At 63.6% G+C, this 26,703-nt stretch carries 23 protein-coding genes and 1 tRNA gene; 11 read left to right on the plus strand and 13 right to left on the minus strand.

Going from position 1 to position 26,703, the window contains the following annotated elements; translation table 11 throughout:
* Positions 1 to 84: 84 nt before the first annotated feature.
* The 9 genes from CQW31_RS20135 to CQW31_RS20175 form a co-directional block, all read right to left on the minus strand.
* Positions 85 to 1,497: an alginate biosynthesis protein AlgX gene (locus CQW31_RS20135; protein ID WP_054884901.1), complete on the minus strand. Its 1,413-nt coding sequence runs from the start codon at positions 1,495 to 1,497 to the stop codon at positions 85 to 87.
* 27 nt (positions 1,498 to 1,524) lie between these two features.
* Complete coding sequence (locus CQW31_RS20140) at positions 1,525 to 2,154, minus strand: alginate O-acetyltransferase AlgF (RefSeq protein WP_054884902.1); 630 nt, start codon at positions 2,152 to 2,154, stop codon at positions 1,525 to 1,527.
* A gap of 18 nt (positions 2,155 to 2,172) precedes the next feature.
* A complete protein-coding gene (locus CQW31_RS20145; RefSeq protein ID WP_054884903.1) occupies positions 2,173 to 3,267 on the minus strand; it encodes an alginate O-acetyltransferase in 1,095 nt (364 codons plus the stop codon).
* A gap of 9 nt (positions 3,268 to 3,276) precedes the next feature.
* On the minus strand, positions 3,277 to 4,704 hold the full coding sequence (locus CQW31_RS20150) for an MBOAT family protein (protein WP_054884904.1): 1,428 nt from the start codon (positions 4,702 to 4,704) through the stop codon (positions 3,277 to 3,279).
* Between the two features lie 14 nt (positions 4,705 to 4,718).
* Positions 4,719 to 6,173 carry an alginate export family protein gene (locus tag CQW31_RS20155; RefSeq protein ID WP_099815230.1) on the minus strand — a complete coding sequence of 485 codons (1,455 nt, stop codon included), beginning with the start codon at positions 6,171 to 6,173 and terminating at the stop codon, positions 4,719 to 4,721.
* On the minus strand, positions 6,170 to 7,621 hold the full coding sequence (locus CQW31_RS20160) for a tetratricopeptide repeat protein (protein ID WP_099815231.1): 1,452 nt from the start codon (positions 7,619 to 7,621) through the stop codon (positions 6,170 to 6,172). The genes CQW31_RS20155 and CQW31_RS20160 overlap by 4 nt, the downstream gene beginning before the upstream one ends.
* A gap of 21 nt (positions 7,622 to 7,642) precedes the next feature.
* Positions 7,643 to 8,806 carry a PilZ domain-containing protein gene (locus tag CQW31_RS20165; RefSeq protein WP_099815232.1) on the minus strand — a complete coding sequence of 388 codons (1,164 nt, stop codon included), beginning with the start codon at positions 8,804 to 8,806 and terminating at the stop codon, positions 7,643 to 7,645.
* A 16-nt stretch (positions 8,807 to 8,822) separates the two neighbouring features.
* Entirely contained in the window at positions 8,823 to 10,352 is a 1,530-nt protein-coding gene (locus CQW31_RS20170) for a glycosyltransferase (RefSeq protein WP_177332377.1), read from the minus strand.
* 91 nt (positions 10,353 to 10,443) lie between these two features.
* The gene (locus tag CQW31_RS20175; protein WP_099815233.1) at positions 10,444 to 11,751 is read right to left on the minus strand and encodes a nucleotide sugar dehydrogenase; all 1,308 of its coding nucleotides are present in this window, start codon (positions 11,749 to 11,751) and stop codon (positions 10,444 to 10,446) included.
* Between the two features lie 525 nt (positions 11,752 to 12,276).
* Here CQW31_RS20175 and CQW31_RS20180 point away from each other — a divergent pair.
* The 7 genes from CQW31_RS20180 to CQW31_RS20210 all read left to right on the plus strand — a co-directional run bounded on the left by CQW31_RS20180 (position 12,277) and on the right by CQW31_RS20210 (position 17,145).
* A complete protein-coding gene (locus CQW31_RS20180; protein ID WP_054884909.1) occupies positions 12,277 to 12,651 on the plus strand; it encodes a helix-turn-helix domain-containing protein in 375 nt (124 codons plus the stop codon).
* A 78-nt stretch (positions 12,652 to 12,729) separates the two neighbouring features.
* Positions 12,730 to 13,368, plus strand: coding sequence for a UvrY/SirA/GacA family response regulator transcription factor (gene uvrY / locus CQW31_RS20185; RefSeq protein WP_054884910.1), 639 nt, complete (start codon positions 12,730 to 12,732; stop codon positions 13,366 to 13,368).
* 6 nt (positions 13,369 to 13,374) lie between these two features.
* Positions 13,375 to 15,198 (plus strand): excinuclease ABC subunit UvrC, encoded by a 1,824-nt coding sequence (gene uvrC, locus CQW31_RS20190; RefSeq protein WP_054884911.1) that lies wholly within the window; start codon positions 13,375 to 13,377, stop codon positions 15,196 to 15,198.
* 33 nt (positions 15,199 to 15,231) lie between these two features.
* Complete coding sequence (gene pgsA / locus CQW31_RS20195; protein WP_027920568.1) at positions 15,232 to 15,792, plus strand: CDP-diacylglycerol--glycerol-3-phosphate 3-phosphatidyltransferase; 561 nt, start codon at positions 15,232 to 15,234, stop codon at positions 15,790 to 15,792.
* Between the two features lie 63 nt (positions 15,793 to 15,855).
* Positions 15,856 to 15,931: transfer RNA gene (locus CQW31_RS20200), tRNA-Gly, on the plus strand.
* A gap of 267 nt (positions 15,932 to 16,198) precedes the next feature.
* On the plus strand, positions 16,199 to 16,759 hold the full coding sequence (locus CQW31_RS20205) for a hypothetical protein (protein WP_099815234.1): 561 nt from the start codon (positions 16,199 to 16,201) through the stop codon (positions 16,757 to 16,759).
* On the plus strand, positions 16,759 to 17,145 hold the full coding sequence (locus tag CQW31_RS20210) for a hypothetical protein (RefSeq protein ID WP_099815235.1): 387 nt from the start codon (positions 16,759 to 16,761) through the stop codon (positions 17,143 to 17,145). Before CQW31_RS20205 ends, CQW31_RS20210 begins: the two co-directional genes overlap by 1 nt.
* Before the next feature lie 55 nt (positions 17,146 to 17,200).
* Here CQW31_RS20210 and CQW31_RS20215 read toward each other — a convergent pair whose 3' ends face one another.
* A complete protein-coding gene (locus CQW31_RS20215) occupies positions 17,201 to 18,448 on the minus strand; it encodes an MFS transporter (protein WP_099815236.1) in 1,248 nt (415 codons plus the stop codon).
* Between the two features lie 200 nt (positions 18,449 to 18,648).
* Here CQW31_RS20215 and CQW31_RS20220 point away from each other — a divergent pair, with 200 nt between their 5' ends.
* From CQW31_RS20220 to CQW31_RS20230, 3 genes are all read left to right on the plus strand, one after another.
* Positions 18,649 to 20,022, plus strand: coding sequence for an oligosaccharide flippase family protein (locus CQW31_RS20220; RefSeq protein ID WP_099815249.1), 1,374 nt, complete (start codon positions 18,649 to 18,651; stop codon positions 20,020 to 20,022).
* Between the two features lie 24 nt (positions 20,023 to 20,046).
* The gene (locus tag CQW31_RS20225; protein ID WP_054884918.1) at positions 20,047 to 20,763 is read left to right on the plus strand and encodes a glycosyltransferase family 25 protein; all 717 of its coding nucleotides are present in this window, start codon (positions 20,047 to 20,049) and stop codon (positions 20,761 to 20,763) included.
* A 73-nt stretch (positions 20,764 to 20,836) separates the two neighbouring features.
* Positions 20,837 to 21,805, plus strand: coding sequence for an AraC family transcriptional regulator (locus tag CQW31_RS20230; protein ID WP_099815237.1), 969 nt, complete (start codon positions 20,837 to 20,839; stop codon positions 21,803 to 21,805).
* 28 nt (positions 21,806 to 21,833) lie between these two features.
* Here CQW31_RS20230 and CQW31_RS20235 read toward each other — a convergent pair whose 3' ends face one another.
* The 3 genes from CQW31_RS20235 to CQW31_RS20250 all read right to left on the minus strand — a co-directional run bounded on the left by CQW31_RS20235 (position 21,834) and on the right by CQW31_RS20250 (position 25,846).
* Positions 21,834 to 23,747, minus strand: coding sequence for a tyrosine-protein phosphatase (locus CQW31_RS20235; RefSeq protein ID WP_099815238.1), 1,914 nt, complete (start codon positions 23,745 to 23,747; stop codon positions 21,834 to 21,836).
* Positions 23,748 to 23,870: 123 nt separating this feature from the next.
* Positions 23,871 to 24,443: a cysteine hydrolase family protein gene (locus CQW31_RS20240; RefSeq protein WP_054884921.1), complete on the minus strand. Its 573-nt coding sequence runs from the start codon at positions 24,441 to 24,443 to the stop codon at positions 23,871 to 23,873.
* Between the two features lie 482 nt (positions 24,444 to 24,925).
* A complete protein-coding gene (locus CQW31_RS20250) occupies positions 24,926 to 25,846 on the minus strand; it encodes a LysR family transcriptional regulator (RefSeq protein ID WP_099815239.1) in 921 nt (306 codons plus the stop codon).
* 98 nt (positions 25,847 to 25,944) lie between these two features.
* On the opposite strand from CQW31_RS20250, the gene CQW31_RS20255 reads away from it, so the two are divergent.
* Positions 25,945 to 26,703, plus strand: a complete 759-nt coding sequence (locus tag CQW31_RS20255; RefSeq protein ID WP_099815240.1) for a TSUP family transporter — start codon at positions 25,945 to 25,947, stop codon at positions 26,701 to 26,703.

Raw genomic sequence — 26,703 nt, forward strand, 5'->3', positions numbered from 1 at the left:
CCACAGGGATTTGTGAGGTTGAGGTGGTCGGTGTGGGAGCGGGCGTGCCCGCGAAGGGCCGCAACGCGGACCCAATCAGCGGTATTACAGACATAGCCGGGTCTCCACATCGGTCGCCACAGTCCCGGCCTTGGTCGGCTCCATGAACACCGACAACAGGTTGGCCCCGGCAAACTCCGGTGCCTTGCTCAGCTCCAGGTAGTACTGGCCACCGGTCACCGCCGCCTCGCGGCGGAACCACACCTTGTCCCGCGCCCCATTGTCGTAATAGACGATGATGTAGAAGTCCTTGACGTTCTTGTCGCTCAGGCGAATGTCGAGAAAGCCTTTCGACAGCGCCTGGCGCCCGCTGCCGGCATTGCTCAGCAGCTCGATGCGCTCGCCCACCTGCAACGCCGGGCGCTGCAGTTTCGAGCCAAGTACTTCCCTGTTTGCCGAGCACCCACCCTGGACTGCCGGCACCAGCTGGCGATACATCAGCGGCGAATCGAGCCGGTAGTTGGCCGGCAGCTCCCAGACGATCAGCTTGGGCGGCGCCTTGGGCTTGTAGTCGCTGGACAACAGGTACTCCAGCAGCGAGCCATCTTCACCCACCCCAGGCAGGGCGTAGTTGAGGATGTCGACATTCAGGTACTGCTTCAGGTAGCCGTCGAAGTTGAACTGCTTGCTCTCGTCCTCACGGGCAGCGGCGTTACTGTCGCCGACCAGGATCACTTCCGGGTCCGGTGCCTCGTCGAACAGCGCGTCGGCGCCTGCGGCCACCGGGATGGTCTGGTAGCCACGCACGTACTGGAAACCATAGTTGTTGCCGCAGATGCTGCTCAGCGCCAGGTTCATGGTGCCGTCCTTGGGCACCATCACGCCCGGCTCGGTGCGGTACGCCTTCTTGGTCAGCCCGGCATAGAACGGCTGGCGGCGGATCTCCTCGGCCATCAGTTTCGCCGTGGCTTCGGCGCCGGTGGGTGTCCAGTGGTGGTCGCGGCGGAAGAAGTACTCGCCCTTCGGCGGTTGCTGCACCAGCTGCATCATCGGCGCCACCACCGCGCCGCCCTGGCGCAACTGGCCGAGATAGGCGGCAAGGTTGTTGCTGGCGCGGGCATAGTCGAAACCGTGCAACTGGTCGGCGAACAGCTTGTCGCGGTGCATCAGCCCGCGGGTGGGCTGGATCGCCATGGCCACATGGATGCCCTGGCGCTCGAACGCCTGCATCAGGCGGGCAAACTCCGGGCGCATCGGCGCGGGGATGCCGAAGTCATTGGTCAGGTCGACGGCCGAGCGGAACAGCCAGCGGTCCTTGCCAGGCACGATCTCGCGCATCAGTTTCATGCGCCCCTCGGCATAGCGTTGCGGGTCGCTCAAGGCCGGGCAAACCATGCACTGCAGGTTCTCGCAGCCAGGCCCGGCCACCTGGGCAGCCTGGGCCGGCTGCGCGGCCTGGCCGGGCAGGCTGAACAAGGCCAGGGCAGCGCTCAGGCCAAAAGGAACAAGGGTCTTCATGTGCCATTCATCCTTGCAGGGCATTCATCACTCGGTCGGGTCGATGCTGTTGGCGATGGTCATGCTGCGGTTGCCGGGCAGCAGCACATAGCTGTACGAGCGGCCCTTCTTGAGGAACTGCTCGTCGAAGCTGGCGACCTTGGTGTCCTGCTGGTAGGCGGCGAAGTCGATCTTGATCTCATTGACCATGCGCGTGCCGGTCTCGCCATTGCCAATGGCCTCGACCACGTCATGCTTGCCATCGGAGGTTTTCAGCGTCGCCTGGTTGGCGGTCAGGTTGTAGAAGGCGATCTGCGCCTTCTTCGGCTCGTTGACATACTTGTCGCTGATCAGTTTCAGCTGCTTGCCGTCGTAGACCACCGTACTGGCCGCGTTGGCCTTTAGCTGCGGTTCGATCGACTGGCTGCCGACGGCGATCTTGTGCGGGCCGGCAGGGGTGAAGCGGTAGCCGCTGAGCTGGCCGGCGGCAACCCGTTGCGGGTTGACCTTGCCGCTGAGGGTGACGTCGATGTTGCGGTCGGACAGGTTCAGCACCCGGACGAACGCCGAGTCGGCCGGGGCCACGGCATCGTACAGGTCGGCGTTGCCTTCGGCGGCCAGCGCAGCCTGGCTGGCAGCGGCCAGGGCGATGGCGGTGAACAGTGGGGCAAGTTTCATCAGGCTCTCCTTGAATCGTCAGAAATGCTGGGGCGCCGCGCTGCGGCTGAGCGAGCCGGGGCGGTGGGCGAGCAAGGTGCGCAGGGGGAATTCCCAGACCACGGTGTCGATCTGCGTGTTGGCCAGCTCGTCACTGGCAAGGAACTGGCTCATCGCCTCGAACGGGCCGCGGGCTTCCACGGCAATGCTCAACAGGTCGCGGTTGAGTGCCTCCTTGAGGAAGCCGACAAAGTTCCAGTCGTCGATCTTGCTGTAGCTGGTGCCGACCAGCAGCAGGCTCTGGTTTGCCTCGGCGAACAGGTCGTCGGCGCCTTGTTTGGCCTTGAGGGTTTCGTACAAGGCGATCGGGTTGGGGCCGAACTGCGGCGCCAGGCGCGCATGGTCGAACTGGATGTAATTCATCAGGTCGCCCTTGATGCTCTTCTCACCGGCCTTGCGCGACACGTACACCTGGTCGCCCAGCAGTTGCGGGCGCTGGCGTGCCAGTTCGTAGGCCGACAGCCGCGCGCCTTCCGGGCTCCAGTGGGTGTCGGACTTGAGGAACAGCGGCGGGCCTTCGAGGTTGGCGAGGAACGCGGCGCGTAGCGGCACCACGTCCAGATGGCGGTTTTGCAGCTCACCGACGAAGTGGTCGTAGAGGCTGGTCACCCGTGGGTCGAAGGCATGCTCGGCATGCGCCGCGTACACATCCAGCTTCATCGGCAGCGGCAGGATCACCAACTGCTTGCCGTGCTCGGCCAGTTGCGTGCGGACCTTGGCGATTTGTTCCAGTTGGCTGGCGACGTTGGCGTCAAGGTCGTTGGGCACGCGGTATTCCTGGTTGGTGTAGAGCCAGCCATCCTTGCCCAGCACCACACCCTTGGTGCCTTCGCCAAACAAGTAAAACTGGGCATCGGCCCACAGTTCCACCGACGGCTCACGCAGGAAGAAGCGCCTGTCGTAGGCCTGCTCGAACTTACGCAGCAGCTTGCCATCGACGAACAGGTTCCAGGTGTCGGTCGAGGTGCGGGCAAAGCTGAACACCGGCGGCAGCGAATAGATGAACATCGCCGCCAGCACCACCGCGAACAGAATGCCATTGGCCTTGCTGGCCGAATTCATCACCGGGTACATGGCAGGCTCCTAGAACTGGAAATACAGGAAGGGTGAGAACGAGTTGGCCGCCAGGCTGCTGAGCGCCAGCAGAAAGCCGCCCCACAGCAGCACACTGTGCAGCGCGCCCACGTGGCGCATGAAATAACCTTCCTTGTTGCCGGCGTAGAAACGCACGTTGTTGATCCCGGCCAGCACCAGCCAGGCCAGCGCCACCAGGGCAAAGGCCATGGCCATTTTCGAGGCACCGAGCACGTACAGTTCCAGCGAGCCGAAGCCGTTGAAGCCGAACAGTGCCTTGTAGATGTCGATGCTGTGGCGCAGGTCCATGGTGAAGAACAGCGGCATGCTCAGCAGGATCAGCACCCCGGTGCGCAGGTTGCGGCCTGGGTGGTAGGGCGTGGTGACCTTGGTCGCCAGGTTGAACTTGCGTTCGATGACCATGCCCACGCCGAAGAACAGCCCCCAGCAGATGAAGGCGAAACTCGCGCCGTGCCACAGGCCCGACAGCAGCATGGTCCAGATCAGCGCCGGCAAGGCGCCGGCCACGCGCTTGCGCACCAGCGGCATGTACACGTAGTCGCGCAGGAAATGCGCCAGGGTCATGTGCCAGCGTGCCCAGAACTCGGTAATGCTCTGCGCCACGTAGGGCTGGTTGAAGTTCTCCGGGAAGCGGAAGCCCATCATCAGCGCCAGGCCCAGGGCCATGTGGCTGTAGCCGGCGAAGTCGAAGTACAACTGCAGGGTGGATATCACCAGGCCGAACCAGGCATCGCTGAACTGCAGCGTGCCTTCGCTGACGAACAGCACGTTGATCGGGGCCAGGCGGTCGGCGATCAGCACCTTCATGATGAAGCCGAGCATGAAGCGGCACACGCCCAGCGAAAACAGCTCCAGCGAATGGCTACGCTCGCGCAGCTGCGGCGCCAGCTGGCTGTAGCGCAGGATCGGCCCGGCCACCAGGTGCGGGAACAGCGCGACGAAAGCGGCGAAGTCGATGAAGTTGCGGGTTGGCGTCGCGTCCTTGCGGTAGATGTCGACGATGTAGCTCAGGGCATGGAACACGTAGAACGAGATGCCCAGCGGCAGGAAGATGTTTTCCAGCGTCCAGGTGTTGATGCCCAGCGGCGCCAGCAGCAAGGCCAGCACCTCGGCGCCGAAGTTGGCGTACTTGAAGTAGCCCAGGGTCGACAGGTTGCCGGCCACTCCGACCCACAGCAGACGCAGGGCCAGGCGCTTGTCGCCGGCATCCAGGCGTGCCTTGATGCGCAGGCCGAACCAGTAATTCCAATAGGTGATGCCGACGAACAGCAGGAGGAAGTCCGGCCGCCACCAGGCGTAGAAAATGTAGCTGGCGGCCACGATCACCGTCGAACGCCACTGCGCCTTGGCCAGGAAATACACGGCCAGGAACAGCGGCAGATACAGGAACAGGAACACATTGGAGGCGAAGATCATGGCACGGCCCTTCCTTAGTAACTGATCACCACGCCGACGCTCAGCTGGTAGTCATCACCGGTTTGCAATGCACTGCCGGCATTGAGGTAACTGGCACTGACCAGCGCGTTGACGTCCAGGTGCTTGCCATCGATAGCCACCGGAAACATCTTCCAGTAGTAGTTGAGGTCGACCATCTGCCCGACATTGCGCCCGTTGCCATTGCTGCCCTGGTTGATGGCGCGATTGCGCTGCGAACGCTGGTCGCCGTTCATGCGGATCGGCAAGGTGCCGTCGGCATCGCGCAGGTCCAGCTGGGTCACCCGCAGGTCCAGCGCGCTGCGCGGGGTGGGGCGGGTCTCCACGGCAAAGCCGTAGTAGCTCAGGTTGCGCAGGTCGAGGGCGACGAACGAGCTGGTCAGGCGCGTGCTGTAGGAGCCGGTGCGGGTGATGCGGTCGGACTGGATGGCGTTCAGGCGGAAGCCGTCGTTCTCGTCGCCGGGCTTGTCGGTCAGGCCCCCTCGCAGTGCCACGCGCGGAGTCCAGGCCAGATCGTCAAAGCGCTTGCCGAGTTCGCCGAGGACCGCCCAGCCCTTGCTGCTGTGGCCGGTGCTGGTGACGCCGTTGCCGTCGGTGTTGTCCATCTTGCCGTCCAGCGCCGCCAGTTCCAGGTGGTAGTCGCTGAGCACCGGGTAGGCGAGGTTGTCGCCCTTGAAGAACAGCCCGTAGCGCATGCCCTTGAAGTCGTAGCGGTCGTCGGCGTCGTGGCCGCTGTGGTCGTTCTCGTGCATCAGGCGCACACCGACCTGGTTGTTCTGGCTCCAGCGGTAGGCGTACTGGCCCATCAGGTAGGTGGTGCGCTCCTCGCTGTCGGCCAGGCGGTTGACGTCGGTGTTGTAGTTATGGAACTTCTGCCCGACGGCGAAGAACCCCTCGCTGAAGGTGTCCTGATAGTTGAAACGCAGCGACTCGAGGCTGTCATCCCACCAGATGCCATAGTCGTCATAGAAGCGCTGGCGGCCGAACGATGCAGAGAAGCGCGGGTCGTCGCCGATCAGGTTGCGCTTGACGTACAACTCGCGCAGTTCGGCGTACCAGCCTTCGGGCTGCTCGCGTTCGTTGGCGTTGGACGCTTCGTTGGTCAGGTTGCTCGACTGGCTGGAGTCATAGTTCAACCACAGGCGGCCATAGACCATCCATTTGGCCCAGCGCTTTTCCGGCGAATACCAAGCGAACGACGGCTCGTAACGCAGGCTGTAGAACATCTCGCGGTCGCTGCCGACCTGGGAGTCTTCAGGGCCGTAGCCGGTCTGTACGGTGAGCTTGTTGAACACTTCCGAGGTGATCACCGGCTCGCTGCCATCCAGTGCCGTGACGCGCACCGGTTCATTGCTGTCGGCCTCGGGGCCGGTGATTTCTTCTGCGGCGAACGCCGCCGGCAGCGGCGCCAGGGCCAGCAGGGCGCCGAACAGGGGGTGATGCGCTTTCACAGGGTGGCCTCCTTGAACAGCCCGTTGCGAGCGGCCAGGGCACGCTCGATATCATCCTTTGGCAGGGTCTTTTCCAGGCGCCTGATCAGGCTGCGCGCGCTGCGTTCACCCAGGTCGAGGGCGACGCGGGCATAGGTGTAGGCCTTGACCGGGTCGTGGCACAGGGCACGGCCGTAGGCGTGCAGGGTGGCCATGCGGTACCAGGCGGCGGTGTTGCCCTTGTCGGCTTCGGCCTGGAACAGCGCCAAGGCCTTTTCCTGGTCAGGCTGGTCTTCGACGCCCTTGCTGTAGTACTCACCCAGCAGCAGGCCGGCACCGGGGTAGCCGCTGGCGCGCAGTTCCTCGATCAGGGCGCGGGCTTTGTCCGGGTCCAGGGTCAACCAGTTGTTGACCATGTAGAACTGCGCCTGCAAGGCCTTGGCCCGGGTGGGTTCGCGCTCGCGCACCTGGTCGATCAGCGCCTGGGTTTCTTCGGCGTTGTGTTCGGTCGGGTTGGAGATCATGTAGTTGGCCTTGGACACCATGGCCGGCACGAAGCCACGGGCCACGGCCACATCGCGCCAGCGCTGGACGCGGGCGGTAGCCAGGTTCAGTGCGTCGTCCTGCGCCTTTTCTCGCGCCTGTTGCTCGGGCGTCGGTGGCAGCTTTTCGGCGCCAGGTGCGCTGGCCTGGTTGTCGTAGCGGTCGGCTTCCTGTTCGGCGCGCTGCACGCTGGTGATGCTGTCGAGCAGCGCGGCGACGCGGTGGATGATCTCCACCGGCAACTGCTCGCGTTCAGGCTCGAGCTGGTCGGCGAAGGGCGGGAACAGGCGGTCCTGCTGTTCGCCGAGGAACGCGTAGTAGCGGTCCAGGGCGCGCACGTCCACGCGCACCGCCTGGCGATACCAGCGCTCGGCGCTGGCACGGTCGCCCTGGCGTTCGGCAAGCACGGCGTGGTACAGCTCGGGGCGGCAGTTGAGCAGGCAGGCCTGTTCGTACAGGGCCAGCAACTGCGCCGCCTGGGCGGTGTCGACCAGCTCCGGGTAGGTCAGGAACACTTCCAGCGTGGTGCTGGTGTTGCGTGGGTCGAGGTTGGCCGGGTAGCGCGTCAGTGCCTGGGCCATCCACGGCCGCAGCGTCTCGCGCAGGCTCGGGGTGCGGTCGATCAGGCGGGCCAGCGAAGCCAGTGCCGGGACCATGCCATGGCCGTCGGCAAAGGCCTTCTGATACAGCGCCACCACTTCTGCGCGGCTGGCATCTTCGCGCCCGGCCAGCACATCACCCAGCAGCAGGGTACTGGCCAGGTCGCCACGGGCAGCCAGTTCGCGCAGGTCGGTGGTGACCTCGGCCGACGGGTCCTTGTACAGCGCGTAACGGATCTGCTCCAGGCTCTGCCCGGCGCTGGCCGAGCTGGCGCAGGCCAGGGCCAGGCCAGCCAGCAGCAGGCGTGGGGGCATATTGGCGGTCATGGCGTCATCGTCCTCGGCCGTTTAGCGCGCTGCGCCGAACGGCAGGCCCATGAACAGGTCGACCGCTACCGCTTTCTGGTAGGCCGCCGCCGGCAACGGGCTGTCAGGCTGGATGGTCAGCGCCAGGTTGCGGTTGACCTCATCGACCCGTGCGTCGACCACCTTGCCACTGTAGTGCTGGTCGAGGCCGAACACCTGCATGTCCACCGACTTCACCCGGTCGACATCGGCGAGCTTGTCGAACGGCACATTGGCGCGTACGAACAGGCCCTGGTCCCTGGGCAGCAGGTGCATCAGCGCGGCTTCTTTATAGCCGTAGCCGTCCAGGCGCTGGTTCGGGTAGTAGACCGTGCAATCGCACGGGCTGTTGATCACGGTCTCGATGGTGGCGCGGCCGAGCAGGGTCTGCAGGTCACCCGGCGACAGGTCGGCGACCGCCTTCATGTCGGCCGGGCTGGTGAAACTGGTGGCCAGCTGCGTGGAGATGCTGGCCAGCGGCTGGCCGGCCTGCACTTCGGTGGCGCCGGCGGGCAGCAGGTACTTCACATAGCCGTTGTCGGGCATGCTGATGACCTGGGCGTTGGTCGCCACCTGGGCCTGCAGCGCCGGGATGCGGAAGAACAGCAGGTAGCCCTTGTAGCCGACGAAGGCCAGCGCGGCGATGCCAGCGGCGGTGTACAGCAAGGTGCCGGTCAGGGCCTTGAGGCGGGCGCCCGGGGTGCGTGCGCTGGCGTACTTGTGCTTGCGTTCCTTGATGTAGTTCTCGCGCTGCATGACATTGAACAGGCCGTTGATGTCGGCGATCTCGCCGGACATATAGGCGCTGATCAGGTAGCGCAGGATGTCGCGCTTCTGTGCATCGAGTTCGACGAACTGCGCGCCCACTTCGCTGCCACGCTGGGAGACGATGCGGATCTTGCTGTCGATGTTCAGGTCGACCTGGTTCAGGCGCAAGCGGATCGAGGCGTCGTACAGGGTGCCGACGTTCAGCGGCGCGTCGTGGATCAGGCCCAGCCCGCCCAGGGAAATATCCTGCAGGGCGACTTCGAACGGGGCCTGGCCGGCACTGGCCAGGCGCACCCGTGCGTTCATCCGGGTGCGCACGTACTGGCGCTCGTCGACCGCCTCGTGGACGATGTTGGCCGCTGTCTTGCCCGGGGCCGCGGGAATGTTCGTGGTACTCATGTGCAGGCGCCTTTCCTTAACGTTGCGAGAGTTCTAGGAGAACGGTGATGACCCCGAAGAAGATCGCGATCGACGAGCACAGCATCGCCTTCGAGGACCAGCGGTTGAGGCTGGCGTCGAAGTCGACGCTGCCAGTGGCCAGGGTGGTCTTCTGTCGCGTCCAGCTTTGCTGGTCCATGTGGAACATCGCGTAGACCTTCATCAGCGAACCGACGATCTGGTTGTAATAAAGAACGAAGGGGTACATCGGGCTGACCGGGTGGCCGGCGAAGACGAACAGCACAGTCACCAGGCTGCGCGAGATCAGCACCCAGAACAGGTACACCAGCAGGTACTGGATACCGAACACCAGGCCGGCCACCACCGAGGCGGTCAGGCCCATCAGGCAGGTCCACATCGACACGCGTTGGTCGAGCAGCACGTACAGGGTGAACAGCCCCAGGCGGGCCCGGCCGAGCAGGGCAGTGGCGCGGAAGTTCTGCCGCAGCGAATTGCCGTACCAGCGGAACATCAGCTGGCGGGTGGCGATCCAGAAGCTGTCGCTGGGCGGATGCTCGACGGTCAGGGTATGGCTGTCGGGCACGTAGAAGGTATTCCAGCCAGCGCGCATCAGGCTCAGCCAGCTCGACTTGTCGTCCCCGGTAAGGAACTGGAAGCGGCCCAGGCGCCAGTGTTCGAGGAAGTCGGCCTCGACGTCGCGGATGAACTCGGGGTCGGTCATCACTTCGGCGCGGAAGAACGACAGCCGCCCGGTCAGGGTCAGCACCCGGTGCGACAGCGCCATCGAGCACATGTTGATGTGGCGCTGGACGAAGCGCATCGAGTGCCACTGGCGCATCCAGCGGCTGCCCTCGACTTCGCAGAATTCGTTGGTGGTCAGGCCGCCCACGTCTGGCAGCACGGCGAACAGCTTGACCGCTCGCTCGACACAGCCAGGCAGCATCATGGTGTCGCCGTCGACCACGCCGACCACGGCGTCACTCAGCGGCATCTGCCGCGACAACGCGCGGAAGGCATGGGCCAGGCCGTCACGCTTGCCGGTGCCCCGGGCGCGGACGATCACCAGCTTGATGTCGTCACGGTCCTTGACCTCGTTGCGCATGATCTGCTTGATGAAGGTCTCGTCGCCTTTCTCGACGATCGACGCGATGACCGTGCAGGGCACGTTCAGCCGTTGCACTTCCTGGAACACCGACTGGTAGACCTTGAAGGTGGTGGTGGTCGGGATGCGGAAGCTGGTCACCACCATGAACATGTGCGAGGGCAGCGCAGCATCGCCCAGGCGCTCGACCTGACGACGCAGGCGCGGAAACTTCCAGTGCAGGAAGTACATGCCGCGCAGGTAGTGGACCACGGCATTGCCGTAGCGCCACATGCCCAGCGTGCCGATGATGAAGATGAACAGGTGGTGGTCCGGGTCCAGGTACTGCGGCGCGACCATTTCCGACGCCAGCGCAATCAACCCGGCGAGGCACGCCCAGCCGAAGAAGCTGGCGCCTGCGCGCAGGTAACCGGGGGCCACGAAGGGCGGTTGCTGTCGATCCATGTCGGCTTGACTCCTGTTTTTGCGGTGCCCGCGCGCCACCCCGCCGAGGCCTGGGCCAATGGCAGGTGGTGCGCGGTGGGTGCCGGGTCGGTTACCAGCAGATGCCTTGGCTGTGGCTGTCGCTCAGGCCGGGCATGAAGCCGACCAGGTCGATCACCTGCTTGCCGTGGCCGCTTTGCAGGGCGCTGGCAAAGCGTGGGTCGTTGTTGCCCAGGACGATCACCTCGGCGTCATCGATCACCTGCTGCAGGTCGCTGTGCAGCAGCGACGAAACATGGGGGATCTTCGCTTCGATGTACTCCTTGTTGGCCCCGTGCACGCGGGCGTATTCGACGTTCTCGTCGAAGATGTGCAACTGGTAGCCCTTGCCGATCAGGCGCTCGGCCAGATCCACCAGCGGGCTTTCGCGCAGGTCGTCGGTGCCGGCCTTGAAGGCCAGGCCCAGCAGGGCGATCTTGCGTTTGTCCTGGCGCTCGATGAGGTCGAAGGCGTTTTGCACCTGCGAGGCATTGCTGGCCATCAGCGAGTCGAGCAGCGGCGCCTTCACATCCAGGCTGGCAGCGCGGTAGGTGAGGGCGCGCACGTCCTTGGGCAGGCACGAGCCGCCGAAAGCGAAGCCCGGGCGCAGGTAGTAGCGGGACAGGTTGAGCTTGTGGTCCTGGCACACCACATCCATCACCTCGCGGCCATCGACGCCGGCAGCCTTGGCAATGTTGCCGATCTCGTTGGCGAAGGTGACCTTGGTCGCGTGCCACACGTTGCAGGTGTACTTGATCATCTCGGCGACTTCGATCGACTTGCGGATCACCGGTGCCTCAAGGCCGTTGTACAGCGACTCGAGCAGGTCACCCGACTGGCTGTCCAGTTCGCCGATCACCGTCATGGCCGGGAAGTCATAGTCCTGGATGGCCGTGCTTTCGCGGAGGAATTCCGGGTTGACCGCCACGCCGAAGTCGACGCCGGCTTTTTTACCCGAGTATTGCTCCAGGATCGGGATCACCACGTTCTTTACCGTGCCTGGCAGCACGGTGCTGCGGACCACCACGGTGTGGCGGTTGGCCTTGTCGCGCAGGGCGGTGCCGATTTCCCGGCAGACCGCCTCCATGTACACCAGGTCCAGGTCGCCGTTCTTCTTGCTCGGGGTGCCGACGCACAGCAGCGACAGGTCGCTGGCGAGGATCGCTGCCTGCACGTCGGTGGTGCCGCGCAGGCGGCCTGTGCTGACACCGTCCTGCAGCAGTTGTTCCAGGCCTGGCTCGACAATCGGCGATTTGCCCTGGTTGATCAGTTCGATTTTTGCCGGAGAAATGTCCACCCCCAGCACGTGATGGCCGCGGGCCGACAGGCACCCCGCGCAGACTGCGCCTACATAGCCAAGTCCAAAGATACTGATGTTCATACGTCCCTCTCCCTGGGGCACGGCAAAGCCGGCCGAGATACATCGTTCATGAAGTTGTCGAATGGCAGACGCGCAGAAGTAAGCCGCGCTCGAAATGGCGTTGCAGGCTGTTTCTTAGTGGTCTTTTTACAGCCTAAGGGCGTTTTTAATTTTATTGCAAGCGCTGATATTGGGTTATTTGAAATTAATTTAATTGGTGCTTGTTAAAGTTTAAAAACTCTTAAAAATCAATAACTTAAAGTTGTTGTTAGTTGGGCGTCAAAAAATTGATAGCGCCATGAATGGCGGTAAAGTGACGCCAAGGACGTGGCGTTCTGCTGGTTCCTCCCTCGGCTTGGTCGGCCTGAACTACACCGCTGGGACGGCTAAGATCCCTGTAAATCAAGGCCTCCCAGGTCGCGGTGGTGGCGCAATACTGGCTTGCGACGAAGGTCGGCGATGGGCATAGTGACCGCACAGTCTGCAGCTGCTCTCGGGATTGTGAGCAGGTAGCCCATGACGGCACAGGAACAAGGAGAACGCCATATGAAAGGAATCGGCCCACGGCTGCGAGAAGAGCGTGAACGGCTGGGCATGACCCAGCGGGTATTTGGTGATATCGGCGGCGTCGAACCCAACGCTCAGGGCAAATACGAAAGTGGCGAGCGCACGCCTCGGGCGGATTACCTGGCAGCGCTGGCGACCAAGGGCGTGGATGCGCTGTATGTGCTCAGCGGGGAGCGCACTCCGGCGCCGCTGGAAAGCCTGTCGGCAGATGAAACCGGTCTGCTGGGCGCGTTCCGGCGGTTGCCGGCGGCTGACAAGGCGGCGTTGTGGCATCTGCTGGGGCGCCTGGTGGGTGAGGGCAGTGCGGGGGAAGTGGCACGACAGCCGCGTCATGAGCGTCAGACGTTTCTGTAGGAAGTTTTACGCTAGGTCCGCCGTGAAAAATTTTGTTAAGGTGGCGGGATCCAATCGCCCTGTTGACGAGGTGTCTGCTTGATTAGGGTTCTAGTGGTCGACGATCACGATCTGGTTCGAACCGGTATTACTCGCATGCTGGCTGATATCGACGGCCTGCAGGTGGTGGGTGAGGCGGATTCGGGCGAGTCGGCGCTGAAACTCGCCCGCGAACTGAAACCTGACGTCGTCCTGATGGACGTGAAGATGCCCGGGATCGGCGGCCTGGAGGCCACCCGCAAGCTGCTGCGCAGTCACCCCGACATCAAGGTGGTGGCGGTTACCGTGTGTGAAGAGGACCCGTTCCCCACCCGCCTGATGCAGGCCGGCGCCGCCGGTTACCTGACCAAGGGCGCCGGCCTCGACGAAATGGTCCAGGCCATCCGCCTGGCTTTTGCCGGCCAGCGTTATATCAGCCCGCAGATTGCCCAGCAGCTGGCGCTGAAGTCGTTCCAGCCGCAAGCGTCGCCGTTCGACGCGTTGTCGGAACGGGAAATCCAGATCGCCCTGATGATTGTCGGCTGCCAGAAAGTGCAGATCATCTCCGACAAGTTGTGCCTGTCGCCCAAGACCGTCAATACTTACCGCTATCGGATCTTCGAAAAACTCTCGGTCACCAGCGATGTCGAATTGACCTTGCTGGCCGTTCGCCACGGTATGGTTGACGCAAGCCTCTAATCCTTCATGTCACAAGTCTTTGATGCCAGCGCGTTCCTGGCGACCTGCAGTGGTCGCCCAGGCGTATACCGGATGTTCGACGCCGAGGCGCGGCTGCTCTATGTGGGCAAGGCCAAGAACCTCAAGAAACGCCTGGCCAGCTACTTCCGCAAGACCGGCCTGGCGCCGAAAACCGCTGCGCTGGTGGCGCGCATCGCCCAGGTCGAAACCACCATCACCGCCAACGAGACCGAGGCGCTGCTGCTCGAGCAGAACCTGATCAAGCAGTGGCGCCCGCCGTACAACATTCTGTTGCGCGACGATAAGTCCTATCCCTACGTGTTCCTGTCGGAAGGAGAATTCCCGAGGCTGGGCATCCACCGCGGGGCGAAGAAAGCCAAGGGGCGGTATTTCGGGCCGTACCCCAGCGCGGGCGCCATTCGCGAGAGCCTCAGCCTGCTGCAGAAGGCCTTTTCCGTGCGCCAGTGCGAAGACAGCTATTTCGCCAACCGCACCCGCCCATGCCTGCAGTACCAGATCAAGCGCTGCAAGGGCCCGTGCACCCAGCTGGTCACGCCAGAGGAGTATGCCGAGGATGTGCGCCACTCGGTGATGTTCCTCGAAGGCCGCAGCCAGCAGTTGGGCAACGAACTCAACGAAGCCATGGAAAAGGCGGCAATGGCCCTCAATTTCGAGAAGGCCGCCGAGCTGCGTGACCAGATTGCCTTGTTGCGCCGGGTCCAGGACCAGCAGTACATCGAAGGCGGCTCCGGCGATGTCGATGTGGTGGCCGCCTTCGTCAACCCCGGCGGTGCCTGTGTGCACCTGATCAGCGTGCGCGGTGGCCGGGTGCTGGGCAGCAAGAACTTCTTCCCCCAGGTGGGCATCGAGGAGGAGGTAGCCGAAGTCATGGCTGCGTTCCTGTCGCAGTACTACCTGGGCAACGCCGAGCGCGAGCTGCCCGGCGAGCTGATCGTCAATGTGGTGCACGAAGACTTCGAGGCCATCACCGAAGCCGTGCAGAGCCTGCGCGGCCGTGAGCTGAGCATCAGCCACCGGGTGCGCGGCACCCGCGCACGCTGGCAGCAACTGGCGGTGACCAACGCTGAACAAGCACTCAATGCTCGCCTGGCCAACCGCCAGCACATGGCCGCGCGCTTCGAGGCCCTGGCCGAAGTGCTTGGCCTGGATGAGGTACCGCAACGCCTGGAATGCTATGACATCAGCCACTCCAGCGGCGAAGCCACGGTCGCCAGCTGCGTGGTGTTCGGCCCGGAGGGCCCGATAAAGTCAGATTACCGTCGCTTCAACATCGAAGGCGTTACCGCTGGCGATGACTACGCCGCCATGCACCAGGCCCTGACCCGCCGTTACGGTCGGATCAAGGACGGCGAGGGTAAATTGCCTGATGTGCTGCTGGTGGACGGCGGCAAGGGCCAGCTGAACATGGCGCGCGAAGTGATGCAGGAGCTGGCCTTCACCGACCTGACCCTGCTCGGCGTGGCCAAGGGCGTGACCCGCAAGGCCGGCTTCGAGACCCTGTACCTCAACGACGTGTCCCATGAATTCACCCTCAAGGGCGACAACCCGGCGTTGCACCTGATCCAGCAGATCCGCGACGAAGCCCACCGCTTCGCCATCACCGGCCACCGCGCCCGGCGCGGCAAGGCCCGCCGCACATCGAGCCTGGAGGACGTCGCCGGGGTAGGGCCCAAGCGCCGCCGCGACTTGCTGAAACACTTCGGCGGCCTGCAGGAGCTCAACCGCGCCAGCATCGATGAGATCGCCAAAGCGCCCGGCATCAGTAAAAAGCTCGCCGAGTCGATTTATGCCAGCCTGCATAGCGAGTAGAATGCCGGGTTCAACCCGCAGCCAGTCGTACCGATGAATATTCCAAACCTGCTCACCGTTCTACGCGTCCTGCTCATCCCGATCTTCATCCTGCTGTTCTATGTGCCCTATCACTGGAGCTACATGGCCGCCAGCACGGTGTTCGCCATCGCCGCCGCCACCGACTGGCTGGATGGCTACCTGGCGCGTCGCCTGCAGCAGAGCACGCCCTTCGGCGCCTTCCTCGACCCCGTGGCCGACAAGCTGATGGTGGCCGTGGCCCTGGTGTTGCTGGTGCAGGTGCACGCCAACTTCTGGCTGACCCTGCCGGCAGCGGTAATCATCGGCCGTGAAATCGTCGTTTCGGCATTGCGCGAGTGGATGGCCGAACTGGGCGCGCGGGCGCATGTGGCGGTATCCAGCCTTGGCAAGTGGAAGACCGCGGCGCAGATGCTGGCGCTGGTGATCCTGCTGGCCAACCCGCCGGTGGTAAGCTTCTGGGTCGTGTTGGGCTACGGCCTGCTGTTGGTGGCGGCGGCGCTGACCCTCTGGTCGATGGTGCACTACCTGCTTGCTGCCTGGCCGCACCTGCGCGAAGGCTCCGAGCAAAAATAAAACTTTTTTGAATCAAGGGGTTGACGCCGTTTTAGATATCGCTAGAATGGCACCCATCACGACGCGGGAATAGCTCAGTTGGTAGAGCACGACCTTGCCAAGGTCGGGGTCGCGAGTTCGAGTCTCGTTTCCCGCTCCAAATTGGCCTTGACGAAGTATTTCGGTAAGGCAAGTAAAGAAGGCCCTTCGGGGCCTTTTTTCGTTTCTGTCAAGTCCGCGCCGATCCAAGGTCATCCGGCCTTTTCCAGGCGCGAAGTTACTGCACCCTCCGTCAGTGAATGCGCGCCGGATGCAGGATTGCCTGCGCTGCAGGCGTTCGGCCACTAGCACAAGCGTCCTAATCGACCTTGGCGAGGCAGCTTTCGTATAGTCCGTGCCGGATTACAGACATCGGGACAGGACTTCCATGAAAGACAGATTTCTATCCTCAAGCCTCTGGTTGGCCATCCTGGCCATGGCTTGCAGCGCCCCGGCCATGGCCGCTCAAGCGCCGGGTGACTACTGGATCATCTACGGCAAAGGTGAGCGTCTGCACAACGAAGTGTACGTTGCCGACAGTGCCGGCATCCTGCAAAAGGCGGGTGGCGTACAATCGGCGCAGGTCATGCAGCTGTTCGAAGACCCCGCCTATCCAACCCTCGTCGCTTATGAAGTACAGGTGAAGTGTAAACAGCGCCAGATACGCCTGGACAGCGCCCGGGCGATACGGCGCTTCGACGGCGCAGTGAAGGATGTAAAAACCAATGCCCGCAACTGGGTCGCACCGAAAGATTACTGGTTGAAGCGCACCTTCGCCTTCGTTTGCGCCCCTGAAAATCGAGCACGCAATCAGATGCTGTCGATTGGCAAGATGCCTCCCACCCAGATGGTCGCAACTGTCCAGGCCATGTTCATCCAGTTGGTGGGTGTGCAAGCCAACAGCCAGGCGGTGCAAGAGTTGGACGACATGCTGAGCAAAAGCCCTTGATGACCCTCCGGATTCGGTTGCTCGGCCTGATGCTGCTTACGCTCACCGGGTGTATCCCGACCCTGCCGGAGCTGCGTGCCAGCCATCAATGGCAGGGGCGTGACGCCAAGCAGGCGATTGACTTCTTCGGCCCGCCCGGGCGCATGGAGCCTTTGCCTGGCGGAGCTGGGGTGCAGCTGGGTTGGTACCGCGACACCACTTACGTACGCCAGGAGGTCGTCGGCAGCACCGCTGAAATGCAGGGCAACGTGATGGTCCATACCAACTACTGGGATGACGTGACCCATCCGGGTGGCTGCACGATCCTGATGAGGGTGGACAAGGCACGGCTGATCAGCGATTTCTCCACGAAGGGGCGTTGTAACGGCGTGAGTCTGGCGCCTTAGTCCTTTTGGGGGAGGTGTGCGTGCTTGCCTGCAGCAATCACGCTTCCCGAGCAGTTCAGGTTGACTCGACAGGCGTGGTCGAGGGCAGCGGTGAGCTGCCTGGTCGGGTTTCAGGCAATGCCACCAGCACCAGCACGAAGGCGACTGCGGCAATGGCCGCCAGGGCAAGAAACGCTGCATCGTAGCCAGCGGCCTGCAGCACCAGCCCGGCGATTCCAGGGCTCAGCGCCGCGCCCAGCCCGAACGTCGCCGTCAGCGCGCCGAGGCTGACATTGAAGCGCCCGCTGCCTTCGGTCAGGTCCTTGACCACGATGGGCAACAGTGCGCCGAAGATGCCCGCGCCAATACCGTCGAGCAATTGCACGCCTACCAGCCAGAACGGGTTGTCGGAAACCAGGTAAAGCGCACCCCGTATCGGCAGGATGAGAAAGCCTGCCAGCAGGAACGGCTTGCGCCCCCATTGCTCGGCCTTGGCGCCGACCAGCAGCGCCATCGGCACCATCACCAATTGCGCCGCGACAATGCAGGCAGAGGTGAGCGGGGTGGCCAGTCGCAGGTCAATCTGTGACAGCTTCTGGCTCACCAGTGGCAGCATCGCTGCGTTGGCAAGGTGAAACAGCGCGCAGCACACGGCGAAGATCAACAGGGTGCGGTTGTGCAGCAGCAGCTTCAGCCCGGCAGGGTGGTCAGCCGCCATCGGGCCATGGCCAAGGCCGCGAGCCAGTTGGTGGTCGATGGCCGCAGCGGGTACCCGGACCGTGGCCACGATGCTGGCCACGGTCATGACCGCCATCAGGTAGAACACCACCACCGGGCCGAACAGGTACGCCAGGCCGCCGGCCAGCAGCGCCGAGCAGGCATTGCCGGCGTGGTTGAACGTTTCGTTGCGCCCGACCCGGCGGGTGAATGCCTTCGGGCCGGTGATGCCAAGCGATATGGCGGCAATCGCTGGCGCGAACACCGAGCCTGCCAGGGCCGCGACCGTCTGGGTCAAGGCTACCCCGGCGAACGACGAGATCCAGGGTAGCAGCAGGCAACTGCCGGTCACCAGCAGGGCGGCGATCACCACCACCGCGCGCTTGGCCCTGGTGCTGTCGATCAACGCTCCGGCCGGCGTTTGCGCCAGCAGCGCGACGATGCCCGCCAAGCTCATCACCAGGCCGATGCTAGCTGCTTGCCACTGGTGCACGGCAAGCAGGTAGATGGCCAGGTACGGCCCCAGGCCGTCGCGTACGTCGGCCAGGAAGAAATTCAGCCAGTCCAGGGCACGGTGATGTGAGGCGAGGGGCTTTGAAGGGGTCAACGATGCAATCTCGTGAAAGCCATGGGCGCTATCGGCAGCCAAATTGCGCGGGGCCGTCCGCTCTCGTCAAGGACCAGCAGTGTAGCCGATAGGTTCCTGACCCTGGCCCAAGGCAGGATCGCCGCCATCGGCAGCCACGCATTAGCAGCATGGCAGATTGAGACTATAGTAACGTCTTAAAAGCCGGGTCAGTGGGTGCCATGTCTACGATCGATCTGTCGTCCTCGCAAAGTCTTCGCAAACGCGTGTTGTTGGCTGGGGCGCTGAATATCGGCTCCATCGTGGCCTCCCAGGTCATACGCCTGGGCGGCAACCTGATCATCACCCGCTTGCTGTTGCCAGAGATGTTCGGCCTCATGGCCATTGCCACCACGGTTTCGGTGTTGCTGCTGTTGCTGTCCGATGTCGGCCTGCGGCAGAACATCATCCAGAGCCCCCGCGGCGACGAGCCGCTGTTCCTCAACACGATCTGGTCGCTGCAGATCATTCGCGGCCTTGGGCTGTTCGTGGTGATGCAACTGGTGGCGTTGGCCTCCTGGGTGTCCCAGCACTTTGCAATGTGGCCGGCACATTCCACCTACGCCGCCCCGGAGTTGCCTGCGGTGCTGGCTGTCACTGGCTTTTTCGCGATCATCTTTGCCTTCCAGTCGACCAAGATCGATGTGGCCATCCGCACCTTCCAGCAGAAAAAGGTGGTGCTGGTCGAGCTGGTGTCGCAAATCGCCGGCCTGGTGGTGATGCTGGTGATCGGCTACCTCACGCGGTCCATCTGGGCGCTGGTGGCTGCGGGTCTGGTCTCGACCCTGGTCACCACGGTGCTCAGCCACCTGATCTTCCCAGGCCACAAGGACCGCCCGCAATGGGACCCGGCCGCGCTGCGCGAGATCGTCAACTACGGCCGCTGGGTGTTCCTGTCGTCTGCGGTCGGCGTACTGGCCATGCAGGGGGACCGGATCTGGTTCGGCGGCAGCATGACGGTGGCGCAGCTGGGGGTGTATTCGATTGCGGTGGGCATTCTGGCAGCCTTCCAGCTCAGCCTGCAGCGGCTGGCCGGGGCAGTGGCCTTGCCGGCCTTCAGCGAGGCGGCCAGGACCGGTGACATGGACCGCCTGCGCCACCTGTATTTCCGTTTCAGGCTGATCTTCGATGTGCTGACCCTGTTCACCTGCGGCTTCCTGTTCACTGCCAGCCCGCTGATCATCCACTGGCTTTATGACGCCCGGTATCAGGAGGCCGGGCAGATGATGGCGATCCTGTCGTTGTCGCTGTTCACCTTGCGCTACGGCCTGACGCAACAGATATGGATGGCCCTCGGGCTGACCAAGTACATGGCCATGGACAACATCATTCGGGTGGTAGCGCTGTTCACCCTGATGCCGTTGCTGCTGGCCATCGGCGGGGTGACCTATGCGTTGTGGGGCGTGGCCCTGCACACCTTCTTCACGCTGTTCCTGATCTTCAAGGTCAGCCACCAGCTGGGCATGCTGAGCATCAAGCGGGAGCTGGTGGTGCTGCCAGTCATGGTGTTTGGCGCCCTTTGTGGCCAGTTCATCAGCCATCTGTTCGCCTTCTGATCGGCTGCGCCAAGGACCTGAACGATGAATGTGATCGACTTTTTTGATCGGACCCGAATCATCAACATCCCGTCCAGAACGGATCGCCGCGAAGAAACCGAGGCCGAATTCGCCCGCAACGGCTTCCACATCGATGACGAAAAGATCGGCTTCTTCCCAGCTGTGACGCCCACCGACCAACAGGGCTTCCCCAGCATCGGCGCCCGGGGCTGCTTCATGAGCCATATGCAGATACTGGAAGAAGCCGTGCGCCTGAATGTCGACAACATCCTCATCATGGAAGACGACATCCAGTTTTCCCGGCGCATCGGCCCGTTTGGCAAAAAGGCCATCGAATCCCTGCAAGGCATGGACTGGGACATCGCCTACCTCGGCCATTCCTGCGAGGGCAATTCCGATAACCCCGGCTGGGCACCGGTTGATCGTCCCATCCACCTGTCGCACTTCTATGCGGTGAATGGCAAGAGCGTGGGCAAACTGCGTGACTTTCTTGCGCAGGTTCTGCAGCGCCCGCCCGGGCACCCGGACGGTGGGCCGATGCACTATGACGCGGCCCTCAATACGCTGATCCACACTGACAAGAACATCCAGGCCTACTACTTCACCTGGAACCTGGGCTACCAGAGGCCTTCGCGCACCGACCTGCATGCCCTGTCGATATTTGACCGGCTGGCGCTGCTGCGGCCGATGATGGCCCTCTACCGGCGCTTGAAGGCAGAAAAACTCAGGCGAACCCGCTAGCCGGCGTCACCTGCCTGTCATGCGAAGTTGATAGTGTGCGGGTCCCTTTTCGTGGCACAAGGTGTGCAACACGGTGTATCCCGGCACGACCCGCAAGCCGTTCATGCTCCGCTCCAGCGACATGCGCAGCGACGAATTCGCCGCCTTGTTCACCCAGCTTTACGGCAACCTGTATGCCGACATGCCGCCGCTGGGCGATGGCATTGCCATCGGTGGCGTCTATGGCCGCTTCGACGGCATGAGCGTGCGACGCATGCATTATCAGGGCGACTTCACCCTCGTCCTGCCAGCACCGCAGGACGAAATCACCTTTGTGCTGCCCACTGCGGGCAAGATCATTTTCGACCACCGCGGCGAGTCGATCGGCGGTGCTCAGGTGGGCCTGGCGGTGGACAAGCTCGACATCCGCTCGGTGCGCATCACCGACGGGCATGCTCAATGCGGCATGTCGATTCGCCGTGGCGCGTTCGCCGAACGGCTGTCGACCCTGCTCGAACAACCCTTGCCTGCGCCGATTCGCTTTACGCCACAGGTTGACCTGGGCAACTGCGCACTGCCTGGCATCCGGGCCTTGCTCGAACTGGCAACCGGAACCGAGTTCGATCAACTGATCAGCACGGGCCTGCTGATGCCTGTGCGCTTGCAGGAGATGCTGGTCGACGCGCTGCTGGAAACCTGGCCACACAACTACAGCGAGGCGTTGCGCAGCCCGGTGCCAGCCATTGCGCCGCGGCATGTGAAACTGGCCATGGCCTACCTGCGCGAACACCCGGCCAGGCAGGTCAGTGGTAGCGAGCTGGCGGGGTTGGCCAATGTCAGCCTGCGTGCGTTGCAGGAGGGCTTCCGGCGTTTTGCCGGCACGTCGATCGTCGGCTATCAGCGGCAAGTTCGGCTGGAGCAGGCGCGAGCGGTGCTGGCGCGCGGGGAGGGCGGGTCGGTGGCGGAGGTTGCCTTGCGCCATGGTTTCAGCAATGCCGGGCGGTTTGCCCAGTACTTCAAGCTTGCCTTCGGGATCAACCCCGCCGATCTGCGGCGCCGATAGTCGGGGCCGCCCAGCGGCCCCATGATCTTCAGAACGCGTAGCTGGCCTTGAGGCTGCCACTGACCCCATGGCTGTCACCCCCACCCATGGCTGCCACCTCGGCCCCGACACTCAGCGCCCCAAGGTTGGCCATCAGGTTGACGCCGCCGGTGAACTGGTCGCGATTGTCGAAGGCCGCCCGCTGCGCGATATCAAGCCCCAGCAAATGGCCTTCGCTGTCGACCTGGCGGTCGCCCAGCACATGCTCGTAACTCACCTCGACGCCTGGCACCAGCTGCCAGCTGCCCATGGCGACTGGCGCGAACGAGGCCTGGAGGTTGGCCACGGCGGTGCGTCGGGTTTGTTTCAGGTCATCGACCTGCAGGGCCAGCTCGCTGCCTTTCTCGGTGAAACCCTCCACCTCAACGCGACTGACCCGCAGCCCCAGGCTCGGCTCCAGCAGCAGGGCGGCGGCGGGCAGGCGATAGCCCAGTGTCAGGCTGCCGCCAGCCAGCGTGCCATGGCTGTCGCCCTTCGCCGTTCCCAGGCCGCCACCGAGCTCACGCTTGCTGGAATAGTCGAGCCAGCCGGCGCTGGCATCGGCGTCGATGAACAGGCCACGTTCCAGGCCATTGGGCGCAAAGCGCGCCCCCAGGCTGAGGAAGGTCAGGTCGGTGTCCGCCTCGCCACCGGCCCCGCCGACATTGCCATTGCTGTAGCCGAAACCGGCATGGGCGCTGAGCTGCTCGGAGAAGCGCTGGGTCAGCCCGACCATCAGCCCCTGGCTGTGCTCGTTGCTGCTGGCCGCGCGGGAGGAACCGTCGGTGCCCAGGTAGCCGGTCAGCGCAGTGCTCCACAGGCGCGACTGGCCGACCTTGAGGTCGGGGCCATCGGCAAACGGCGCGGCCGCACGGTCGATCATCGCCCCTTGGCGCAGCAGGAAGCTGGCGGCGTCGGCATGCACCTGGCCCCCCACGGTCGACTCGACGCCCCCCAGCGTGCCAGCGTCGATGGCTGACTGCAGGTAGTAGTTGTAGGCGCTGTAGGTGCCCGACAACGGGGTGTCCTGCAACTGCCCCAGCAGCTGTGCACCGGCAGCTGCGTTGCCCAGCAGGCCGGCTTCGCCTGGCAGCGTGCCGTAGCGCACCATCTTGCCGCGCAGCACATAGAGGGTTTCTTGCGACAGCCCAAGGCCTGCCTTGAGGTAATTGTCCATGGTCCCGTACTCGGCGGTGACCTCATCCAGCCCAGCCTGCAGATAGCTGGCTTCGACACCGAGCAGCGGCGCGTAGATGTCGGCCATGCTCGCCGGCATGGCCGCCAGCGTCGCCGCCACGCGCGTGGCGGTGTAGTCGTTGGTGGCCAGGTAGTTGTTCATGATGGTCGCTTCGTCGACCCCGGCAATGCTCAGCAGCACGGCCGCGGTCCAGCCGGTGCGGTCCTTGCCTGCGGTGCAGTGGAACAGCGCGGCACCGTCGGCGTTGGCCAGTTCGTTGAACAGCACGCTGAACTGCCCGCGCATGCCGGCATCGCTGACGAAGGCGCGGTTGGTGTCCTGCATCATCGCCCGCGCCTGGGCTGCGCTGGTGAACGAGATGTTGGTGATGTTCGAGCCCGAGGTGGTGCTGCCGATTATGTCGATGTTGGTGTAGCTGGCGCCTGCTGGCAGGGTGTCGGGCGTGCTGGCGATTTCGGTGGGGGTGCGCAGGTCGTAGACATTGCTGATGCCAAGGCCGTTGAGGATTGCGAGGTCGGCCGCCGTAGGGGTCAGGGCGTTGGAGCGGTAGAACACCCCGCTACGCATGACGCCATCATGGCGGGTGGTATAGGCGCTGGTGGTGCCGGCGATATCGCGGAAATTGTCGATGCCGGCCAGTCGCGGCGTGTCGAGTGAGTCGGCGGCATGCGCAGCGGAAACGGCCAGGGTGAGCAGGGACACGGAGCAGAACAGACGTTGCAACACGGAAGTAGCCTCGATCAGGTGCGTTGGGCTGGCTACTGTCGGCGGGCAATATGAAACTGAATGTTACAAGTAGCCGCGCAGCGTAAATGGCTGCGCGTTCTGTCCATTGTGAGCGTTTTTTGGCTACGCCGCCCCCAACAGGCCGGTACAGACCGCGTGGCTCTCCAGGATCCGGGCGTAATCCAGTGCCAGGTTGCTCAACGACAATGCATGCACATCCTCGGCAGGCCAGAGCCGGCCTTGCCAGTCTTGCTGGTCGAAGGTGAAGCAGGCGTCTGCCACGACCACGACATCGAAACCGAGATTGCCTGCCGAGCGCGCCGTGGATTCCACCGAGTTGTTGGTGATGACGCCGGCAATCACCAGTTCGCCGATGCCGCGAACGTGCAGCCAGCGCTCCAGGCCCGAGTTGGCGAAAGCGTCCGGTACATGCTTGTCGAACACCGTTTCGCTGGCCAGTGGTGTAAACGCCGGCTGGAACTCACAGCCCGCCTGGCCTGGCCAGAATACCGAGTCGGGTGAGCGGGACACATGCCGCACATGCACGATGGGCCGCCCGCCCAGGCGCCATGCCGCGAGCAGTTCGCCCATGCGCAATTCGGCCTCAGGGTTGTTGCGTCGGCCCAGGCGTGGGTGATGGATACCGACCTGCAGGTCGATCAGCAACAATGCGGCATTGGCGGCGATAGCAGTCATGCGAGGCTCCTTTGTCTGCGAGCATCTGACCCTAGCACAGGCGACAGTGTGGGAGGCGAGCGGGTCATCTGATCTGCTTTTTTTCCTTGAACCTGAATCTGTAACCGTATCAGCCTGACGCGCACAATGCTGTTCGTCCCTGCTATCACACTGAAGAGGTTCCGATGGGCAAGCTCGCGCTGTTTCTGGGTGGCTTTCTGCTGTTGACCGTTCTGATCGGCTTGTTGGGCACCATTCCGCCAAGCTGATTCTTCTCACCCCTTTCGGCCCGTCTGCCTCGTTGGACGGGCCAGACTGCTGCCAGATCCTGATGGTCCTCCCCCGGCTGCACCGCTGGACGTTGTCTCGGCGATCACTGTGCGATAAGTCCTTAATTGTCCGAGGAAATCTGTCCACAAAAAACGTGGGTAGGTCTGTGGATAAAGTTCTGCAGGCCAGGTAATTTGCGGGCTCTGTTAAATTGAGCAGAAATTGAGCAGCCTCTACCTGGCGCGTTCAGAGGCGGCTGAGCCGGCCTGGCGCAAGGCCAGCAGCAACTCACGCACGCGCGCTGGCAGCTCGCCAGAGGGGTACACCGCGTGCATCTGCGGGTCCTGGCCGGTGCTTGAGGTCAGCCGGTAATCCGCGCATACCCGCACCAGGCGTCCCGCCTTCACCTGTGCTTCTGCCACCCAGTCTGCCAGGCGTGCGATGCCGGCCCCGGCCAAGGTGCTGTGGTACACCGCGTCGCCAGAGCCCAGGCGCAAGCGCGGATGAGGGCGCAGGCTGGTGATCTGGCCGTCACGGCAGAAATGCCAGGCTTTGAGGATGCGCGGCGCGGTGTGCAGGATCAGCGCATGCTTGTCCAGCTGCTCGGGCCGTTCCGGCATGCCGGCGTGGGCGAGGTAGGCCGGGCTGGCATACAAGTGGCGGTGATAGCGCCACAGTGGGTACCCAATCAGTTCGCTGGACTGCGCAAAGGCGCCGCGGACCACGAAATCGAACTTGCCGTGCAACGGGTCGAAGGCGGCATCGCCGTATTGCACGTCGAGGGTCACTTGCGGATGGCGCTGGCTGAAACTGGCCAGCACACCCGGCAATACGTGCTCGCCGAGCAGTTGCGGCGCGGCGAAGCGCACCCAGCCTTGCGCAGTACCTGTGAGCGCAGCCAGTTCATCGGCCGCGTCGCGTTGCACATCCAGCAAGCGCTCGGCATGGGGCAGCAGGCGTTCACCGGCTTCGGTTAGCGTAACCGCGTTGGCGTTCCGGTTGAGCAGCTTGCACCCGCTGTTGTCCTCCAGGGTTTGCACCGCGCGGGTTACTGCGCTGGGCGAACGGCCCAGGGCACGGGCGGCGGCGACGAAGCTGCGCTTGTGCGCAACACTGACGAATGCCTGGATTTCGCGCAGCATGTTCAATGCCATGGAGTGCTCCTGATTGCAGTTTTCGCAATGCGGCATTTCAACACAAGCGCGCTGGATTGATTAGCCTTGCGGTCTGTTTTCACTGCCAGGACCGCACCATGATGGATATCGCCGTACTTTCTCTGTTCGCTTTCGCTGCCGGCCTGATCGATGCCGCCGTCGGTGGCGGCGGGCTGATTCAGATCCCGGCGCTGTTCAACGTGCTGCCCACGGCGCAGCCGGCGGCGCTGCTGGGCAGCAACAAGCTGGCCTCGGTGTGCGGCACGGCCTTTGCGGCTCGCTCATTCATTCGCAAGGTGACCCTGGACTGGGGGTTGATCATACCGGCGGCGCTCAGTGCCTTTGTCATGTCGTTTGCCGGAGCGGCCACGGTTTCGCGAGTTCCGCCGAGCGTGATGCGCCCGGCGGTGCTGGTGCTGATCGTGCTGATGGCGATCTACACCTTTTGCAAGAAGGACTTTGGCACCTTGCACAAGCCGGCCAGGATCGGCCGCCGGGAGCAGTGCCTGGCGGTGCTGATCGGCGGTGCGATCGGCTTCTATGACGGCTTGTTCGGCCCGGGCACCGGCAGTTTCCTGATCTTCCTGTTCATCCGCTTCTTTGCCCTCGACTTCCTGCATGCCTCGGCATCGGCGAAAGTGGTCAACATCGCCACCAACCTGGCAGCGCTGGTGTTCTTCGTGCCGTCGGGCAATGTGCTTTACGCCATCGCCCTGCCGATGGCTGCATGCAATATCCTCGGTGCGCTGACCGGGACCTGGCTGGCGGTGCGCAAGGGCGCGGGCTTTGTGCGCGGGCTGTTCCTGATCCTGCTGTGCGTACTGATCGCCAAGCTGTCCTGGGACCTGCTGAACTGA

This window comes from Pseudomonas sp. 382, assembly GCF_002759075.1.
Lineage (GTDB): Bacteria > Pseudomonadota > Gammaproteobacteria > Pseudomonadales > Pseudomonadaceae > Aquipseudomonas > Aquipseudomonas vlassakiae.

Coding starts and splice junctions, on each gene's coding strand:
- CQW31_RS20145 (WP_054884903.1), bottom strand. CDS start 3,267: ATGTACCCGGTGATGAATTCGGCCAGCAAGGCCAATGGCATTCTGTTC.
- CQW31_RS20240 (WP_054884921.1), bottom strand. CDS start 24,443: ATGACTGCTATCGCCGCCAATGCCGCATTGTTGCTGATCGACCTGCAG.
- uvrC (WP_054884911.1), top strand. CDS start 13,375: ATGTCACAAGTCTTTGATGCCAGCGCGTTCCTGGCGACCTGCAGTGGT.
- CQW31_RS20205 (WP_099815234.1), top strand. CDS start 16,199: ATGAAAGACAGATTTCTATCCTCAAGCCTCTGGTTGGCCATCCTGGCC.
- CQW31_RS20175 (WP_099815233.1), bottom strand. CDS start 11,751: ATGAACATCAGTATCTTTGGACTTGGCTATGTAGGCGCAGTCTGCGCG.
- CQW31_RS20140 (WP_054884902.1), bottom strand. CDS start 2,154: ATGAAACTTGCCCCACTGTTCACCGCCATCGCCCTGGCCGCTGCCAGC.
- CQW31_RS20160 (WP_099815231.1), bottom strand. CDS start 7,621: ATGACCGCCAATATGCCCCCACGCCTGCTGCTGGCTGGCCTGGCCCTG.
- CQW31_RS20255 (WP_099815240.1), top strand. CDS start 25,945: ATGATGGATATCGCCGTACTTTCTCTGTTCGCTTTCGCTGCCGGCCTG.
- CQW31_RS20250 (WP_099815239.1), bottom strand. CDS start 25,846: ATGGCATTGAACATGCTGCGCGAAATCCAGGCATTCGTCAGTGTTGCG.
- CQW31_RS20135 (WP_054884901.1), bottom strand. CDS start 1,497: ATGAAGACCCTTGTTCCTTTTGGCCTGAGCGCTGCCCTGGCCTTGTTC.
- CQW31_RS20220 (WP_099815249.1), top strand. CDS start 18,649: ATGTCTACGATCGATCTGTCGTCCTCGCAAAGTCTTCGCAAACGCGTG.
- CQW31_RS20165 (WP_099815232.1), bottom strand. CDS start 8,806: ATGAGTACCACGAACATTCCCGCGGCCCCGGGCAAGACAGCGGCCAAC.
- CQW31_RS20225 (WP_054884918.1), top strand. CDS start 20,047: ATGAATGTGATCGACTTTTTTGATCGGACCCGAATCATCAACATCCCG.
- CQW31_RS20170 (WP_177332377.1), bottom strand. CDS start 10,352: ATGGATCGACAGCAACCGCCCTTCGTGGCCCCCGGTTACCTGCGCGCA.
- CQW31_RS20150 (WP_054884904.1), bottom strand. CDS start 4,704: ATGATCTTCGCCTCCAATGTGTTCCTGTTCCTGTATCTGCCGCTGTTC.
- pgsA (WP_027920568.1), top strand. CDS start 15,232: ATGAATATTCCAAACCTGCTCACCGTTCTACGCGTCCTGCTCATCCCG.
- CQW31_RS20210 (WP_099815235.1), top strand. CDS start 16,759: ATGACCCTCCGGATTCGGTTGCTCGGCCTGATGCTGCTTACGCTCACC.
- CQW31_RS20180 (WP_054884909.1), top strand. CDS start 12,277: ATGAAAGGAATCGGCCCACGGCTGCGAGAAGAGCGTGAACGGCTGGGC.